The organism is Flavobacterium algoritolerans (assembly GCF_030010385.1).
In the GTDB taxonomy this organism is placed as follows: domain Bacteria; phylum Bacteroidota; class Bacteroidia; order Flavobacteriales; family Flavobacteriaceae; genus Flavobacterium; species Flavobacterium algoritolerans.
The window spans coordinates 124,973-142,722 of sequence record NZ_JASCRZ010000001.1; the positions used below are offsets into that span (position 1 = coordinate 124,973).

The 17,750-nt window shown below is 33.1% G+C and carries 15 protein-coding genes; 3 read left to right on the forward strand and 12 right to left on the reverse strand.

Annotated elements, in window-relative coordinates; translation table 11 throughout:
• Positions 1-168: 168 nt before the first annotated feature.
• The 5 genes from asnB to QLS65_RS00490 form a co-directional block, all read right to left on the reverse strand.
• Positions 169-1,845 carry an asparagine synthase B gene (asnB, locus tag QLS65_RS00470; RefSeq protein ID WP_282714533.1) on the reverse strand — a complete coding sequence of 559 codons (1,677 nt, stop codon included), beginning with the start codon at positions 1,843-1,845 and terminating at the stop codon, positions 169-171.
• Between the two features lie 221 nt (positions 1,846-2,066).
• Positions 2,067-2,516, reverse strand: coding sequence for a hypothetical protein (locus QLS65_RS00475; RefSeq protein WP_282714535.1), 450 nt, complete (start codon positions 2,514-2,516; stop codon positions 2,067-2,069).
• 179 nt (positions 2,517-2,695) lie between these two features.
• Positions 2,696-4,504, reverse strand: coding sequence for a TonB-dependent receptor (locus QLS65_RS00480; protein WP_282714537.1), 1,809 nt, complete (start codon positions 4,502-4,504; stop codon positions 2,696-2,698).
• Positions 4,505-4,551: 47 nt separating this feature from the next.
• Positions 4,552-5,415, reverse strand: coding sequence for a PhzF family phenazine biosynthesis protein (locus tag QLS65_RS00485; RefSeq protein ID WP_282710361.1), 864 nt, complete (start codon positions 5,413-5,415; stop codon positions 4,552-4,554).
• Between the two features lie 82 nt (positions 5,416-5,497).
• Entirely contained in the window at positions 5,498-8,512 is a 3,015-nt protein-coding gene (locus tag QLS65_RS00490) for a tetratricopeptide repeat protein (protein WP_282714539.1), read from the reverse strand.
• 236 nt (positions 8,513-8,748) lie between these two features.
• On the opposite strand from QLS65_RS00490, the gene QLS65_RS00495 reads away from it, so the two are divergent.
• Both QLS65_RS00495 and QLS65_RS00500 read left to right on the forward strand, forming a co-directional pair.
• Positions 8,749-9,432, forward strand: coding sequence for a cell division ATP-binding protein FtsE (locus tag QLS65_RS00495; protein WP_099714636.1), 684 nt, complete (start codon positions 8,749-8,751; stop codon positions 9,430-9,432).
• Positions 9,432-10,322 carry a glycosyltransferase family 2 protein gene (locus tag QLS65_RS00500; protein WP_282714541.1) on the forward strand — a complete coding sequence of 297 codons (891 nt, stop codon included), beginning with the start codon at positions 9,432-9,434 and terminating at the stop codon, positions 10,320-10,322. The genes QLS65_RS00495 and QLS65_RS00500 overlap by 1 nt, the downstream gene beginning before the upstream one ends.
• On the opposite strand, the gene QLS65_RS00505 is transcribed toward QLS65_RS00500, so the two are convergent.
• Genes QLS65_RS00505 through QLS65_RS00515 form a run of 3 tightly spaced genes read right to left on the reverse strand, consistent with a single transcriptional unit; the run spans position 10,319 to position 12,644 of the window.
• Positions 10,319-11,419 (reverse strand): glycosyltransferase family 4 protein, encoded by a 1,101-nt coding sequence (locus QLS65_RS00505; protein WP_282714543.1) that lies wholly within the window; start codon positions 11,417-11,419, stop codon positions 10,319-10,321. The genes QLS65_RS00500 and QLS65_RS00505 overlap by 4 nt on opposite strands.
• A complete protein-coding gene (locus QLS65_RS00510; protein WP_282714545.1) occupies positions 11,416-11,823 on the reverse strand; it encodes a sugar 3,4-ketoisomerase in 408 nt (135 codons plus the stop codon). The genes QLS65_RS00505 and QLS65_RS00510 overlap by 4 nt, the downstream gene beginning before the upstream one ends.
• The gene (locus QLS65_RS00515; protein WP_282714547.1) at positions 11,820-12,644 is read right to left on the reverse strand and encodes a glycosyltransferase family 2 protein; all 825 of its coding nucleotides are present in this window, start codon (positions 12,642-12,644) and stop codon (positions 11,820-11,822) included. Before QLS65_RS00515 ends, QLS65_RS00510 begins: the two co-directional genes overlap by 4 nt.
• Positions 12,645-12,688: 44 nt before the next feature.
• On the opposite strand from QLS65_RS00515, the gene QLS65_RS00520 reads away from it, so the two are divergent.
• Positions 12,689-13,840, forward strand: coding sequence for a glycosyltransferase family protein (locus QLS65_RS00520; protein ID WP_282714549.1), 1,152 nt, complete (start codon positions 12,689-12,691; stop codon positions 13,838-13,840).
• On the opposite strand, the gene QLS65_RS00525 is transcribed toward QLS65_RS00520, so the two are convergent.
• From QLS65_RS00525 to QLS65_RS00540, 4 genes are read right to left on the reverse strand one after another with little or no spacing between them, the layout of a single operon-like run.
• Positions 13,788-15,086, reverse strand: coding sequence for an O-antigen translocase (locus tag QLS65_RS00525; RefSeq protein ID WP_282714551.1), 1,299 nt, complete (start codon positions 15,084-15,086; stop codon positions 13,788-13,790). The two genes, QLS65_RS00520 and QLS65_RS00525, sit on opposite strands and share 53 nt — an antisense overlap.
• Positions 15,086-15,655, reverse strand: coding sequence for an acyltransferase (locus QLS65_RS00530; RefSeq protein ID WP_099714629.1), 570 nt, complete (start codon positions 15,653-15,655; stop codon positions 15,086-15,088). The genes QLS65_RS00525 and QLS65_RS00530 overlap by 1 nt, the downstream gene beginning before the upstream one ends.
• Positions 15,656-16,768 carry a DegT/DnrJ/EryC1/StrS family aminotransferase gene (locus tag QLS65_RS00535; protein ID WP_282714553.1) on the reverse strand — a complete coding sequence of 371 codons (1,113 nt, stop codon included), beginning with the start codon at positions 16,766-16,768 and terminating at the stop codon, positions 15,656-15,658. It abuts the gene before it with no gap.
• Complete coding sequence (locus QLS65_RS00540) at positions 16,765-17,715, reverse strand: FemAB family protein (RefSeq protein WP_282714555.1); 951 nt, start codon at positions 17,713-17,715, stop codon at positions 16,765-16,767. The genes QLS65_RS00535 and QLS65_RS00540 overlap by 4 nt, the downstream gene beginning before the upstream one ends.
• Positions 17,716-17,750: the final 35 nt, after the last annotated feature.

Below are 17,750 nucleotides of genomic sequence, written 5' to 3' on the forward strand. Positions count from 1 at the left end.
AATTTAATTGTGCTAATATAAAAAAACTCCACCTAATTATTTTAGACAATGCTACAATTATATATTTTTTAAAATTGTAACCTTCTCCATAAAAATAGTTCCCATAAAAAAACGCTCTCGAAATGGAGAGCGTTTTTATCTATTTATAAAATCTTATTTCAATACTGTTTAGGCTTTTGCATAAGCATCATCATGCACACTAGCTACTGCTCTTCCTGAAGGATCATTCATATTCTTGAATGCTTCATCCCATTCCAATGCAATTTTTGTACTACACGCCACACTTGCTTCTTGCGGAACACACAAAGCTGCGGCATCACTTGGAAAATGCTCATGGAAAATAGAACGGTAATAATATTCCTCTTTTGAAGTTGGCGTTTGCAGAGGGAACTTGTATTTAGCATTTGCTAATTGTTCATTCGAAATTTCAACAGCTACAACCTCTTTCAAAGTATCAATCCAACCGTATCCTACACCATCACTAAACTGTTCTTTTTGTCTCCAAGCAACACTTGGCGGAAGCATTTCTTCAAAAGCTTTACGAACTACCCATTTTTCCATAGGATGTTCCTTGTTGATCATTTTATCTTGTGGATTAACTCTCATCGCCACATCCATAAATTCTTTATCTAAAAACGGCACACGCCCTTCAATTCCCCATGCTGCTAAACTTTTGTTGGCACGCAAACAGTCATACATGTGTAATTTACCTAATTTACGTACGTTTTCTTCGTGGAATTCTCTTGCGTTTGGCGCTTTGTGGAAATACAAGTATCCTCCAAAAAGTTCATCTGCTCCTTCACCCGATAATACCATTTTAATTCCCATTGATTTGATAACTCTCGCCATTAACCACATAGGTGTTGATGCTCTAATTGTAGTCACATCATATGTTTCCAAGTTATAAATTACATCTTTAACTGCATCTAAACCTTCCTGAATAGTGAATTTTATTTCGTGGTGAATGGTTCCTATATGATCCGCCACGATTTGAGCCGCGGCTAAATCCGGAGAACCTTCCAATCCTACTGAGAAAGAGTGCAATTGTGGATACCAAGCATCAGCAACATCACCGGATTCGATACGTTTTTGTGCATATTTTTTGGCTACAGCCGAAGTTATAGAAGAATCTAACCCTCCCGAAAGCAATACTCCATAAGGCACATCACTCATCAATTGTCTGTGAACTGCTGCTTCTAAAGCAACTTTAATTTCATCAATGCTGGTTACGTTGTCTTTTACGGCATCATAATCTGTCCATTCTCTTTTGTACCATTGTACAAATTCACCGTCTTTGCTCGTCATGTAATGTCCCGGAGGAAACAATTGGATTTTAGTACAATATCCTTCTAATGCTTTCAATTCTGAAGCTACATAAAAAGTTCCGTGCTCATCCCAACCTATGTATAATGGAATAATTCCCATGTGATCACGAGCAACAAAATACTCATCTTTTTCTACATCATAAATGGCAAATCCAAAAATTCCGTTCATTTCATCTATAAAATGAGGTCCTTTTTCTTTGTAAAGTGCTAAAATAACTTCACAGTCACTTTCAGTTTGAAAGTTGTATTTCCCTTCAAATTGTTTACGCAATTCTCTGTGGTTATAGATTTCACCATTTGCAGCTAAAACAAGTTGTTTGTCTTCACTAAATAAAGGTTGTTTCCCTGAAGCAGGATCAACAATTGCCAAACGCTCGTGAGACAAAATAGCTTTTTCATTACTGAAAATTCCACTCCAGTCCGGTCCACGATGACGGATAATTTTAGACATTTCTAATACTTGCGGTCTTAAAACTTCCGCTTTTTGTTTTAAATCAAAGGCACATACTATTCCGCACATAACTATATATTTTTAATGTTTTGTTTATTTTGATAAGGCAAAGATGATATTATAGTTCTAATTGAAAAACACAAATGCTATTTTTAGTTATAAATAACAACCAAAAAACAGAATTTGTGTTTAAAATGTAATTAAAAGTGAACAAAAATAGAATCGAAGTTGAGGATTGTAAAATGGGATGCAGATAAGACGAATGCAAGCATCAGCAATTATAAGGGATTTTATTCAATAGTCTCCACCAAATACTTCGTACCGTTAATCTCAAAAGTAAACCCTTCTTGATGCCCCATGAGTTCATTTCCCAAAGGAGATTGCGGTGATAATGCGATAATATTGATTCCTTCGACATTGATTTTAGGAAGCGCCACACTCAGGTACAAATAGATTCCGTTTGCTTTTACCAAGCTCCCAACAATAATAGTCTCAGCAATTGCAGTAGCGTCAATTTTATCCAAAACTGTTTTTTGATCCAATACTTCTCTCAATTTACGATTGAGTTTTTCCTGTTCAATATGCATCATTGACAAAGCGGTTTCGTGTTTGTCTCCGGCAGAACCTTTGGCATCGTTCTTAGAATCTTCGGTAAGCGCTACAATCATGTCTTTGAAGACATCGATTCGATCCTGAACTAATTGTAAATAATGGGTATGTATTTTTTGCTTGAAAGTCATAATTTAAAGTTTAACCACAAAGTTCACAAAGAAAGCACATTGTTCACGAAGTTTTTTTATTATAGTTTCTGTATTTAGAAAAAGTTTAATCATAAAGAAGACAAAAGGCTGACTTCTTTATGATTAAACTTTCTGTAGTCTTTGTATCTTCTTTGTGAACTTTGTGGTTAAGTAAAAAATTAAAAATCAAATTTATAGTTCACTCCTAAAATTACCTGAAAACCTTGAACCGGATAATTCTGCCATTTTTGGTAGGCATTATTAGTGATATTATTGGCTCTTGCAAAAGCAGTCAATCGATCGCTGTATTTGAATCCTACATTTGCATTTACATCAAAATAAGATTTTAAAGTTACAGGAGCAGCATTAGCCGAAAAATCCGTATTTATCTGGATATCTTTACGCTCGCCTACATAAAACACATTTGCACCAGCGAACCATTTCTCAGTTATATTGAAATCAAGATTTGAATTTATTTTAATTGTTGGCATATTCCAAGCTTCTTGCTGAAAATCATTGGTGTAACTACTGAAAGTTCCGTTGATTCCAAAAGATACAGCTGAAGAAAAATCAGCTTTTAGTTCTCCATAAAAACGCAATGTTTTCATATCGTCATACACCACTTGAAAGGAATTTCCAAAAGCATAATCCTCGTTACCCGCATTTTCAGTATAATCATTGCTTCTAAACAAAGCTTTATTTCTCTCGTTTGCATACGAAGCTTTTATATTATAACTTACTGTATTGGTTAATTTTCCTTTTAATCCGGCAAAAATATCATACTGCTTATCTGTTGGCGCAATATTCAATGTTGGTGATAAAAACGGATTTTCGTTGACAAAATCCATATAGGAGTTTTGCTCTAAATCCCCTTCGGCTCCTGCATAGAAAATCATCAAATCACCAACAACTTTGTAAGAAGCATTGAATTGTGGATACACTAAAAAGGTATTGTTGCTGTTTTCATTATCCATACTATAAAACAAACCAGCTCCAATATTCAGCGTCCAATCATCTTCCTGCATTACAAAACTGGGAACAATTCCAAAATTTGTAAAACCATATTTTACGCGCTCTGTATTGGTATTTAAATAATTTTTATTGAAACTACCGCTTACATAATCAACTATTATATTTGTTTTTACTGCGCTTTCCATTACATCAAATTCTACTGTCGGCTTTGCATAAAAACGATTTTCAGAAGATCCAGAAGCATCCGAAAAATGATTGTATTTCAGACTTGCTTTATTCAAAATACTTTCGTTAAATGCTACATTTCCGCCTAACGATATCGTACCGTAAGTTTGCTGAGGATTAATTCCGTTAATCAAAACCATTCTGTCTTGAGGAGTCAAAGTGCTGCCAAAATTTGCAGGTAATCCGTACCAATTATAAATTTGGTTTTGATAACCCAAATCCAAATTCCAGGACACGTCTTTTTGATTGGAACCATACATCAAGTCCAACGATGTATCGTAAAAACCATCTTCTAATGCTATATTTTGGATTCCACCCTCAGACGAATGATGACGAAACATTCCACCAACATAATCCGTGTCATTAAGATCATGATTCACGAATAATTCTCCAATAAAGGTTCCGTAATTCCCCACTCCAAAAGTGGCGTAATTTTTAAACAAATGGGCTTGCTTTTCTTTTTCTACCCCTTCTGCTTTCCCTTTGGATGGTGTAAAAGTTGAAGCTACCGGAAAAGAGAAAATCGTGTATTTTATCTTTTCTTTTTTGGCATTTGCGTCTTCATCCAGTTCAGGAATTTCTTTTACTTTGAAAGCGTCCAAAATTTTTGGCGTATACGGTTTTACAACATTTACGGTCTCAGTTCCTATTTGCTCTTTCTTTTGTGCAAACGAAAATTGGAATACGAAGAAGAATAAAATCCCCAACCCAATTCTCCCCGAAGGAAAGGGAGCCGAAAAAGTTGCTGCCTTATTTGTGAATGATTTTATGTTTAATTGTTTAAATGTCATGTTTTATTTTTTTTACTTCTTATTTCTAACGCTAATAATCTTAATCTTTAAACTTCCCATTCGCCTTTTGCAATGAATTGCGTTTCTCCGCCTATTTTTATATCAAAATGATTTTCACTTAATTTTCCATCAAAATAAATTTGGGATGCTCTGTTTATAAAATCTCCCTGATGATTGGCCATTTTAATTTCTGGTGAATAATATTTTAAAAGAAAAGCCTGTAAACAAGTGCTGGCACTTCCCGTTGCTGCATCTTCAATAAGTTGATTGTTTTCAACACATAGCATTCTGCTAATGAGTTTTGCATCTTCTAAACAATAAAAATATAACGCTCTATGATTGGTTTTACAGTGTGCATGCAACCATTCGTTCATTTTATCCTTGTCAAGAATTAAATTCTCCAATGCTTTTTTATTTTTCAGAGGAACAATTACAAAGGCACTTCCGGTACTTACTTCCTGAATGGAAAATTTATCATCAAAATCAGCACTGCTTAAATTGCTGAAGGATAAAAAACCTTCTGCTGAAAAAGTATCCAAAAACTGAGGTTGAGCCGCCTGCAACCAAACCAAATCTCCCGATTGATGCACTGGGATTTCTCCAATTGGAACCGATAACGTAATCTTTTCTGGTTGGCCTTCAAATATGGTATTCATCAAAACCCACGATGTTCCTATTATTGGATGTCCAGCAAACTTCATTTCGTGCTCTGGAGTAAAAATTCTAATTGTTGCTGCTTTATTTTCAGGGTCAAGCTTTGTTATAAAAGTGCTTTCCGCAAAGTTGATTTCACGGGCAATTTTTTGCATCTGTTCGTCACTTAAGGCTTCAGCCTCTAAAAAAACAGCCAATTGATTGCCTGCATATTTTTGCTTTGTAAAAACATCAACGATGTAAAAAGGTAAATTCATTCTATTTGTTTTTTGACTTTCGATTATTCTAAAAATTTCATCCGTTTTTTTGTTATTTTCCAATATACAATCACAGCCTTCTTTATTTAGTTATCGATGAATTTGTTTTAGATTCCTCAGCTTTTATAGTATCCAATTCTCTTTGTGCATCTGAAACTACATCCGTAAAATCAGTAAAATTTTGGATTACATTTTCTAAAATGTAGGTTGCCTGATAACTGTCTTTTAGTCCGTAAAAGTTTTTCGCCATTAAGACTAATCCTTTCGCACCAAAATATTTATAGCTGGAATAATTTTTCGCTAATTTTTGAACAGCAGTATTAGAAGCTTCAAACTTTTCGTCTTTATTTTTAAAATAAGCGTCATAATACAAGGCTTCGGCAGCTAATTCTCCTTTAGCAATAATCATTAATTTTGCGTAGGCAACTTTCGCTTTCGCTTCATCACCTGTTTCAATTGCCGCACGCGCTATGATAATTTGCGCATCACTTTTTACATTATCATCCGTTTTAGGATTCATCAATACTTTCTCCGCATAAATAACTGAATTTGGATAATCCTTTTTGTCATAATACGATTTCATCAAATTAGATTGTGCAAAAGTTTTATTCTGAGAAATATCCGCTTCGTTTTCTAAACGGGATAAAACCGGAATTGCTTTCTCATACTCTTTATTTTTAAGGAAAATTTGAGCTAATCTTGATAACGATTGTTCTGTAAATTCACTTCTGGATTGCGCAATTACATATTCATAATTAGCAATAGATTTACTCTCCGAACCTTCAGAATAATACAATTGAGCAAGATAATAATTAGCTTTTAAAGCATGAATCCCACGAGGAAATTGGTTTATATAACCACTAAATCCTGCTATTGCTTGCTTAACATTATTTTGTTGAAATTGTTTTTCAGCAGCTTCATACGTGTCATTATCAAGCTCTGCATCTGTTACAGCAACAAAATCCAACGTACGAACCCAAGTTGCATATTCATCTACTCTGCCATTATCCACATAAATTAATCTAGCGGTGGCTACAGCTTCTAAAGCCTCCGGAGTTCTAGGGAAATCAGCTGCCACTTTCTTAAATTTCAACAATGCCTGCTCGTCTTTATCCGTATTATAATACACTAATCCCTGACGCAAAATAGATCTGGAAGTGAAAGAACCTTTTTTAAATTCCGTATTTAAACGGTCATACGTTTTAACGGCAAGATCATTTTGATTTTCGGCAACGTACGTATTGGCCAATTCAAAAAGTGCATCGTCTCTGTATTCTGATTTTGGATATAATTGTAAAAAAGCATTTAGCTCATCTATTTTCTTGTCATTTTTTGCTATAAATCCATAGCAAATCGCTTTTTGAAAATACGCATAATCTGCATCTACACTTTTAGATTCTATCACTTTACTGTACGCATCCATAGCCGGACCGTATTTTGAAGTTACAAAACGGCAATCCGCCAAACGCAAATACGAATCATTCAAACGTACTTTATCCGAAGGTGCTTTTTCTATTTGATTTTGGAAATAATTACCCGCTTGATCGTATTCTTTCAATTTAAAATACGTGTAAGCAATATTGTAATTGCTGTTTTTAAATTCTGGTGTTGTAGCCGCTTGGTTTGCACCAATGAATAGCTTGAAGCTTAATAACGCGTCTTTGAAATCATTCAAAACATATTCTGTTTCACCTTGCCAGAAAGTAGCACGAGCAGTAAAAACGGCATCTTTTTGTTCGCTCACAGATTTTGTGAACATCTTCAAGGCTTCCGGATAATTTCCATCGGTGTATAATTCTAAACCTCTGTAAAAAAGTACTTTTTGATACGCTAATTTGTTTTCTGGTGATTTATTTTTTTCCAATAAAACTAAGGCTTCTTTGTAGTTTTTAGACGAAATATAAGAATCTATCAATAATTTCTCCACCTCTGAACGGCTTGCATTATTTGGATATTTTTTCAAAAAAGCTTGTAAAACCGCTGGTACACTTTGATACGAATTTCCTAATTCATAACTTAATTTTGCATAATTCAGGCTCGCATCTTCTTGAATTGCCAAATCAAAATCCATTTCAGAAGCGTTTTTGAAAGCATTCAAAGCCTGCTGTTTTTTATCTGTATTCAGGTAACTTTCTCCCAAATGATAATAGGCATTTTGCGCTACAAAATCTTTCCCTCCAATGATTTTATTGAACTGAGAAATCGCGTTTTCGTAGTCTTTCTGTTTGTAATACGCATATCCCAATTGGTAAAAATCCGTATTATTCCATTTTCCTTTTTTTCCTTTATAATCTACTAAATATGGAATTGCTTTATCATATTGTTTCAAATTGAAGTAGCTTTCGCCAATGATTTTACTCAGTTCAGATTTTTCCAAAGGAGTTGATTTAGCCATTGCTTTCTGTCCTAAATCAATTGCTTTTTGGAAATTCCCCAACTTAAAATTCATATCAGCCTGATAATACGAAAGCTTTTCTTTGTACTTTTCTTCACCTGAAACTTCATCAAAATACTTTGTTGCCTGCTTGTAATCATCACCTTCATACGCCATAAATCCCAAGTAATATTTGGCTTGAGAACCATATTCGGCAGAGTTTACGACTTTATTCAAATACACTGTAGCTTCTTTTTTCTTTTTGGCATTAAAAAAACTATACCCTTTCTGAAAATTGAATTTATCTTGGTCGTTTCTGCTTAAACTGCTTTCGTCCACTTTATCAAACCATTGCAATGCTTGCGGATAATTCCCTTGGTTAAAATGATAATGTGCCACTTCAATGTACGCCTGATTTTGTTTTACACTCGTAGGATAATCCGAAACAAATTGCTCCATTAATTCATCCGCATTGGATTGATTGGTTCGAATGGCGCAATTAGCGGCATAATAGGCACAATCTGATTTTAGTTCTTCAGTAGTCGCTGTTTCCTTTACTTTATTAAAAATTAGTTGCGCCGATGCATATTGCGCATCTTTAAATAAAGAAACCGCTTTATTGAAATCTTTTGAATCGTGAGTGTAAATTGTTGATTTTTGTGCCGAAACAGAGGCAGTTATAATGAAAATTGGAATAAAGAAGAGCCAAGAAATTTTACGCATTGTGATTTTATTTTAATAATTCAAATGTATCATATTCTGAAGTCTATAACGAATCGTTATCGGCTTTTATTATGAACATTTTTTTTAACACTGAAGAATTTAACTTTATTCATCCCTTTAAACTCAGCCACTTTGACTTATTATTTATAATTATCAGAATTCTATCTAATTGAATAGAATTTATTTTGAATAGAACCGTTATCTTATTACTTTTACCCAATAAACAAATGCAAACTATGTCACAATCCGTACTGTCTCTAAAAAATGTAAATATTTACCAAGAAGGTAAATCTATTTTATCCCAAGTAAACTTGGAGGTAAAACATGGTGAATTCCTTTATATTATTGGAAAAACAGGCTCTGGAAAAAGTAGTTTAATGAAAACTTTATATGCTGATTTACCTTTAACAGAAGGAGAAGGAAATATTGTAGATTTTGATTTAGCCACTTTAAAAGAAGATGACATTCCGTTTTTGAGAAGAAAGATTGGAATCGTTTTTCAAGATTTCAAATTATTACCGGACAGAACTGTAAAAGACAATATGTTATTTGTCCTAAAAGCCACCGGCTGGATTGACAACGTAGAAATGCAAAACAAGATTGACGAGGTTTTAAATAAAGTAGGGATGAGAGAATTTGGCAATAAAATGCCGCATCAACTTTCTGGAGGAGAACAACAACGTGTTGCCATTGCCAGAGCTTTACTGAACGACCCTGAATTAATCCTTGCTGATGAACCAACAGGAAACCTTGATCCACAAACCAGTGCCGAAGTTTTAGAAGTATTAAAAAGCATCAATGCTAACGGAAAAACCATCATTATGGCCACACACGATTATGCATTATTGATGAAATTCCCATCTAAAACATTGAAATGTGAAGATGCAAAAATCTTTGAAGTGGTTCAGAGAACGGCATAATGCTCTCCATTCTTGTTCCAATATACAATTACAATGTTTATCCTCTTGTTTTAGAGTTGCACAAACAATGTATGGATTGCGGAATAGATTTTGAAATTCTATGCCAAGACGATGCTTCAAAATCAGGTTTGAATGTACTCAATGAAAATGTGAATGCATTATCAAATTGCAGTTTTGTCTCCTTAAAAGAAAATCTGGCACATCGTGAAAACAGAAATTCCCTTGCCGAACAAGCAAAATTTGATTATTTGCTTTTCATTGACGGAGATTCAATTATTATTCATGACCATTACATAAAAAAATACATTGACAACCTTCATGATTTTGATGTTGTTTATGGCGGTAGGTTACATCCTGAAAAATGTCCTTCCGACAACCAAAAACTACGTTGGAAATACGGAAGGTTTATTGAGGATAAGTCTGCAATAAACCGAAAGAAAAAACCGCACCAATCGTTACTTTTTAACAATACCGTAATTAGAAAAGACTGTTTCAATAAAGTAAAATTTGACAAAAACAGAAAGAAATACGGTCATGATGACACCCAACTTTCATATCAATTGAGTTTATTAAAATCTAAAGTAAATCACATTGAAAATCCTGTTGAACACGGAGATATTGATACCAATTTGGTTTATTTGAACAAAGCCAAAGAGTCTTTAGAAAATTTGATTTCGCTGTACAAAGAAGAAAAAATTGATATTGAATTTGTAAGACTGATTCAATTGTATCATTTTTTAAAAAGAACAAAATCCACTTTTATCATTTCAAAAATACATTCCATTTTTGAGAAACATCTATTGCAGAATTTGACCGGAAAGAATCCTAATTTATTCCTTTTTAATTGGTTTCGAGTTGGCTATTTATGCTCTATAAATGATAAAAATTAATCCTTTTTGAGTCCAATAAATAATTGATTCCAAGTTTGCATAATAGCATCTATATTGTATTTTTCGCTGGATATTTTTGCCTTTTTCCCCATTTCTTTTCTTAATGTCGTATTTTCGATTAAAGTTACTACAGCCTTTACATAATCTGATTCGTTGCCGTTTTCAATCAAAAAACCGTTTTCACCTTGAGAAATTATTCCTCTTGGCCCACACGGACAATCATAAGCAACACAAGGCAATCCGGAAGCCATAGACTCAATTAAAACCATCCCAAAACCTTCAAATCGAGACGTCATCAGATAAAATGAAGCTTCTAAATATTTTATATCAATATCCTGAACCGGTTCATAAAAAACAACATTGTCTGAAACATTTAGGTTTTCAGCCAACAATTTTAAATCGATATTTTTAGCTGATTTGCCGTAAATTTCCAAAGTCCAATCCGGCTGTTTTGCAACAACTTTTTTCCAGATTTGCAACATTCTATCAAATCCTTTTTCATACGTATGACGGCCAACAGCTATGACTTTTTTACTTTCTAAAGCACTCGATTTTTCTGAAGTAAACCACAAGGGATTTGGAATAACAATTGTATTATCTATATTCCATTCTGCAATGCTTTCGCTCGTTACAACAACAAATCGATTGTATTTCTTTATCCCGATTTTTTTTAAAGCATGAATACCATTAGACACCATTTTCGTCAAGAAATCATCCTTTAATTCTCTTTCTTCAACAAACTTAGAACTGTGCATTTCTAGAATAAGAGGAACTTTATTTTTTAAAATAAAAGGAATTGAATATGCCTTTAAACCATTATCACAAACAACAACAATATCGGGTTGAATTGCTTTAATTTTACTTTTTAACCCTTTCGCAAAAGAATTAAAAAACTGAAAAAAGTTACCTTTCAATGATAAATCGTGAAAAATAATATTGGAATTAAAAGAATAAAACAAAGGATAGAAACCCTCGTTTTGAGTCAGAATATGAACTTCATATCCCAATTTTTCAACCAGATAATTAGCTTTTATCGAAAGGACTCTGGCTACACCGCCTTCGTTATTTATGTTGGGAACTATATAAAGAAGCTTCATTTTTTTGATTCCAAAAATTCATCAAAATCCCTAATATAATCTTCTTCTTTGAAAACACCAGATGCCAAAACCAAACAAACGGCTCCAGAAGAAAAATTTTGCAATTCTCTCCAAATACCTGTTGGTATAAGCAATCCAACATTTGGTTTGTTCAATATAAATGATTTTTTTTCTAATCCATCCTGAAGAACAACCTCAAAACTTCCGCTCAAAGCAATCAGCGTTTCTTGCTGCGTAATGTGTGAATGCCCACCTCTGTAAGCATTACTAGGCACATCAAAAAGATAATACACACGTTTGAATTCAAATGGCAAAACATCCTCTTGAATAAATGCCAGATTTCCACGTGTATCTTCCACAACAGGAATTTTTATTAATTGTATAGCGTTAAGAGTTGTTTTCATTTCGTAATTTGTAAAAAATCTTCTTTTCCTTTGTTTGCGCTTGTTAGTGCTGAAAAAACTTGGTTTATTTTAATCTTGCTTTGTTTAATATCAAAAAACAGTTTCAAAAAAACCCCTTTAAGATAATTATAATTTGAAACTCTGGTCAAGAAAGCACCCAGTACATAATACCTTTGTTCCAAATTTAATTTATCATCTGTTGAAACCGCAGGATGAACTGCTATAACCTTGGGAACAATGATTATGTTTTGTTTTTGATTTTTCAAATCCGACAAAAAAATAGCTTCTTCTCCCATCATAAATGAACTTCCAAGTCCGAAATTAGTATCAAACTTAATCTTTAGTTGATCGAATAACGCTTTTTTTAAACTTATTTCAATCGACAAAATATTAAAAATATCTAGATTATTTAGTTGCAATTTTGTTTGAGAAGGATATTTTTTAAATAACAAACCATTTGAACCTTCAATTGCAAAACAAATGCTGGCTGCCTCAGGATAATTATTGTGGGCTTCCAGAATATTGCTTTCAAAATCTTCCTTGAAAACTTCATCGTCATCGGCTAATAAAACAATTTTTCTATGAGCATTTTGTAAGCCTAAATTCCTGCTTTTCGACAACCCTTTTTCAAATGAATTTACAACTCTAACGGAAGGAAAATCTGAAACCAACAGTTTATTTTCAGAGGTTTGATTGATAATTAAAATTGAAAATTCTGAAAAATGACAGAAAGGAAACATAGGAATCAAAAAATCCAAAGAATCCCTATTCATCGTAGCCATTACTATTTCAAGATCTCCTTTTTTAAATTCTTTTATCAATTTGTTACTATATTTACACAAATATAAATAATTCAGCTTTGTAAATGAAAATACTTTTGATTGGCGAATACAGTCGATTGCATAATTCTTTAAAAGAAGGATTGATAATGCTGGGACATGAAGTTATTTTGTTGTCATCAGGAGATCATTTCAAAAAATTCGATAGTGATTATTCGTTCCATCCAGCATTTTTATCGGGTTATTGGCTGCCTCGAAAAATCAAAAATATCCTTTATAAACTCACGGGCATCAATTTAGAGAAAGCTGAAAGAAGTCTTCGATTTTTCCTTTTATTACCACAATTAAAAAACTTTGATCACGTACAGCTCATTAATTCGGACGCAATTGAAACGTTCCCATTTTTGTCCCGAATACTCTATAAAAAGATATTCAAAAAAATTAAAAACAGGAGCTTATTAATCTGTGGTGACGAAACCCCGGTTATTGATTATTTACTCAAAAAAGAGTCTGCTTACAGTATTCTGACTCCTTATTTCGAGGATAATTCGTTAAAAGAACATTTTGAATATCCATTAAAGTACACCACAAAAGACTATCGAAAAACCTTTGATTGGTTGGTCGAAAACTGCCAAAACCTAGTTGCCTCCGATTTAGATTATAAAATTCCGATGGAGAAAATGGGATATTCCGTTCATTTCATTCCGAATCCGGTTAACACCCTAAAAATTGAGTTTCAAGAACAAAAAATTAACGATAAAATTGTTATTTTTCTTGGCATAAATCGTTCCAGCTACATCAAAAAAGGAATTGCTTATTTTGAAAAAGCGTTGCAAATTATTCAGGAAAAATATGCTAAAAAAGTAGCTGTGATTATCACTGAAAACCTTCCTTATGAAGATTATATACATTTATACAATAGCGCACAAATCGTTTTAGATCAAATCTATGCTAACGACCAAGGGTACAACGCCCTGGAAGCTATGGCAAAAGGAAAAGTAGTTTTTACAGGCGGTGGAAAAGAATTTATGGATCATTATAATTTAAAGGAACGAATCAATATAAATGCATTACCAGATGTAGATTCTTTGGTAAATGAACTTTCCTTTTTGATTGAAAATCCCGAAGCCATTATTACTATTGGAAAACGTGCCAGAGCATTTATCGAAAAAGAGCATGATTATATTAATATTGCGAATCAGTACTTGGCGTCTTGGAATTCAAAAACAATTTCCTAAACATAAATAAAATCAGAACGAACACTATTAAATTGGCAAAAAAATACGCCTGTAAAGCTCCTTCAAAAGAAAAAAGCGGCACTAAATAAAAAGACAATAAAAGATACGCTACATTAAACACTATTTCAAGAATAAAATATTTTTTAATACTTGCTTTAACAACGATTTGATACCCAAAAGCTAATGTCATTATCCTTAAAAAATCACCTAAAAGCTGCCAAATCAACACATCATTCACTTTTAAAAACGCTGAAGTAAAAGCTATATTCAATATAACTCCTTTCAACAAAAAAACAGCTACTAATGCCAATAAACATAACGGAACAAAAACTTTAAAATAGGATTTCAATTCCGCTTTAAACGCTGCATCTGTTGTCAAAGAAGCTAATTTAGGCATGTAGTACAATGATAATCCAGAACTAAAAACTAACATATAAAAACTGGAAAATTTATTCGTTGCATCCCAGATTCCAGCTTCTTGAATGGAATGTGTTTCAATAATAAAATTCCGTATCAGCATTAATGTTGCGGGAGCAATTATAGCACTCAATAATGCCATGGAAGAAAATCGCTTGATGACATCCAGGTATTTTTTTTCTAAAATTTTTTGGAGATTGAATTGAAAATAGCTTTTGTCTTTTATAACAAACCCAAACGTCACTAAAACCATTATTAATTCGCCCAAGGCGACAGCAAGTAATCCTCCATTTACAGCATGGTTCACAATTAAAAAAGCTGTAAAAACAAAAATCAACACATTGGAAACAATCTGTAGAATAACAATCCTTTTATACTTTTCTAAGGCGTTGTAGATTGCCATCCAAAATATATTGATAACAATTAAAGGGAGCAGCAATCCAAAAAAACGAATGGGATTGGTAAACGAATTGGTGAAAAATAAAAATTCGGAAATATTATTGGCAAAGAGTAAAATAAGCAACCCCATGACTGATGAAACCAGGAGGAAAAACCAAAAAAAAGTAGAATAAATAATGCCTATTTCTTTCTTGTCCTCTTTATTCTCAACGAATAACTTTATAAATGAATTGTTTATACCTAATGTAGTTACAGACTTCATCATTCCTGTAAAATTCCTGAAACTCCCCAATAATGCCATTCCTGAAGTTCCTAAATAAACGGACACAATCTTTGTAGAAATAATTCCCAAAACAAAACTCACCACTACGGAAATAGAATTAAGTGATACTACTTTTAGAAGTGTATTTTGTTTTATGAATTTCAACATTATAAATTTCTTATTACTTTAGCTGGATTCCCTGCTGCAACAACATTTTTGGGAATATTTTTAGTCACTACAGATCCATTTCCTATAACCGAGTTATCCCCTATTTCAACACCTTTCAAAATAGACACATTCGAACCAATGAAAACATTTTCACCAATGTACACTGGAAAGGAATCTGGATTTCCCTCATTCCTTTTATCAATATTCAAATCATGTCCATCATTATCAATAATAGTGCAATTACCGCCTATTAAAACATTGTCTTTGATGGTAACTTTAGAAAAACAAACAATAGAAAAAGCATTATTGATAGCAACATTGTTTCCAATGTTAATTTCGCTATTTTCATTTCTGGCTTCTAAATAGGTATAGCCTGAAAAAAAGTAAGGAGAGGAAACTACACCAATTTGAACATTGTTCCCAAAATGAATCTTTCCATTTCCTTTCAACAATAATGGATAGAAAAGATTTGGTTTACCAAAAACTCTTTTACAATCTGAAAGAAATTCATACTTTTTGATTCGAAAAGTAACAAAACACAATTGTTTAATTCTACTAAATAATCCCATCTAATATTTGTTTAAAACTGAAACAATATAACTCACTTCATCCATCGTCAAAACTGGGCTTATAGGCAAACTCAACACTTCATTATGAATTTTTTCGGTGATTGGAAAAGATAAATGATTCCATCCCGAAGCTTCGGAAGAAAATGCTTTTTGTTTGTGTGGCGGAACTGGATAATGTATTACGGTTTGAATACCATTTTGGTGTAAATAGTCTTGTAAATCGATTCTGTTTTGTGTTCGAATGACAAACAAATGAAACACATGGTTATTTGATAAATCCCAATTTGGCACTATTATTTTATCGTTTTTAATTTCAGACAAATAACGTCTGGCAATAGTTCTTCGCCATTCATTTTCAGTGTCTAAATTGGGTAATTTCACGTTAAGGAAAGCCGCTTGCAATTCATCTAATCTTGAATTTACTCCAATATAATCATTATAATATTTTGTTTCCGAACCATAATTACGAAGTGATCGAATGACTTCTGCTAAGTCCGAATCATTTGTGATAACGGCACCGGCATCGCCTAATGTTCCCAGATTTTTCCCAGGATAAAAACTATACGCTACGCTTGATTTTTGATTGCTGATTCTTGATTTCTGATTTCTGATTGCACCATGAGCCTGAGCCGCATCTTCGATAACCAACAAATCATTGGCAACAGCAATTTCATGTATCGCACTCATTTCAGCCAATTGACCATAAAGATGAACGACTAAAATTGCTTTGGTTTTCGAAGTGATTTTATCTGAAATTAAATCGGGATTGATGTTGTAGGTTTCCAACTTTGGCTCAACCAAAATAGGAATTAAATCTGCTTGTAAAATAGCCAAAATACTTGCAATATAGGTATTTGCAGGAACAATAACTTCGTCTCCTTTTTGTAATTTCCCTAATTGAATATACCCTTTAAAAATTAAAACTAAAGCGTCAAAACCATTTCCCGTACCAATGCAATGCTTTGTACCGCAATAATTGGCAAAACTGGTTTCAAATTCCTTGACTTCATTCCCTAAAATATACCAGCCATTGTCTAAAACCGCTTTCATTTTTTCCTGAAATGCAGTTTCATACGGTTCGTTAATTTTTTTCAAATCAAGAAATGGTATCATATGAGATTCATTTTATAAAAATCCTGACTGTAAACAGAGCATCCTAATTCTTCTTTTTGTTTCAAAAGTCCTGCATTATATCCTTTTTCATTGTCATCAGTAACGATACCCATGTCAAAAAAAAGCTTCCCTTCGCTCTTGTATTTTTGTATCAAACGAATGAATAAAAAATCCAATGCGCGCAGCTCCTCGCCTTTCTTGGTGGTAGCTCCATATTGCGATTTTACAACAGTTTCTGTTTCGAATAACGTAATACCAGCAATAATAACGCCCTCATAATACACTGAAAACTGTTTGATGTTATTGGGAAAAATTTCCTTTAATTTTGTGATTTCCTGTAGGGTATGAACCGGTTTTGCGTTATGTTTTTCGAATAGCCTTGGCGTTAAAACCAATTCCCAAAAAGATTCAAATCGATGTTCTTCCACCAATTCTAAATCGAGCGCTTCAATTTTTCTGAAATGCTTTAATTTACTTTTTGAAATCCTTAAAGGCATTGCCAAATTTATTGCGAGATTCATTTCTTTTTTATCTAAAAAAGTGCCTCTTTTAAGTAAAAAGAAGTCGGTTTCATGATTCCCGCCAGAAGAGTAGAAAAATGGAATTGGTTTACAATAAAAAGATTCTATCTCATTTTCTTTAAAAAAAGACAAAAGAGAATCTAAAATTATTTCTACTTTTTCTCCATTTATTTTAGCAGAATAAACCAATCCGCCGTACGTCAAACCTTGATGGGAAAAAACTTTTGCTCCAGCTTTATTTGCCGGCAAAACAGCTATCAGTTTTTCATCCTCAAAAACCATCAAGGAGAAATCCTCAAATCGCTCTTTGTGGTATTCCATAAAATCACGGTGAAATAAAAAGGTAGCGTTTTTGGCTTGACCAATAAAGGCATTCCAATTTGTATAATCGCTTTCCTGGTATTGTTTGACGGAATAATTTTTCACTATTTGATTTTAGACTTCGTGAAATTAAGCATTTT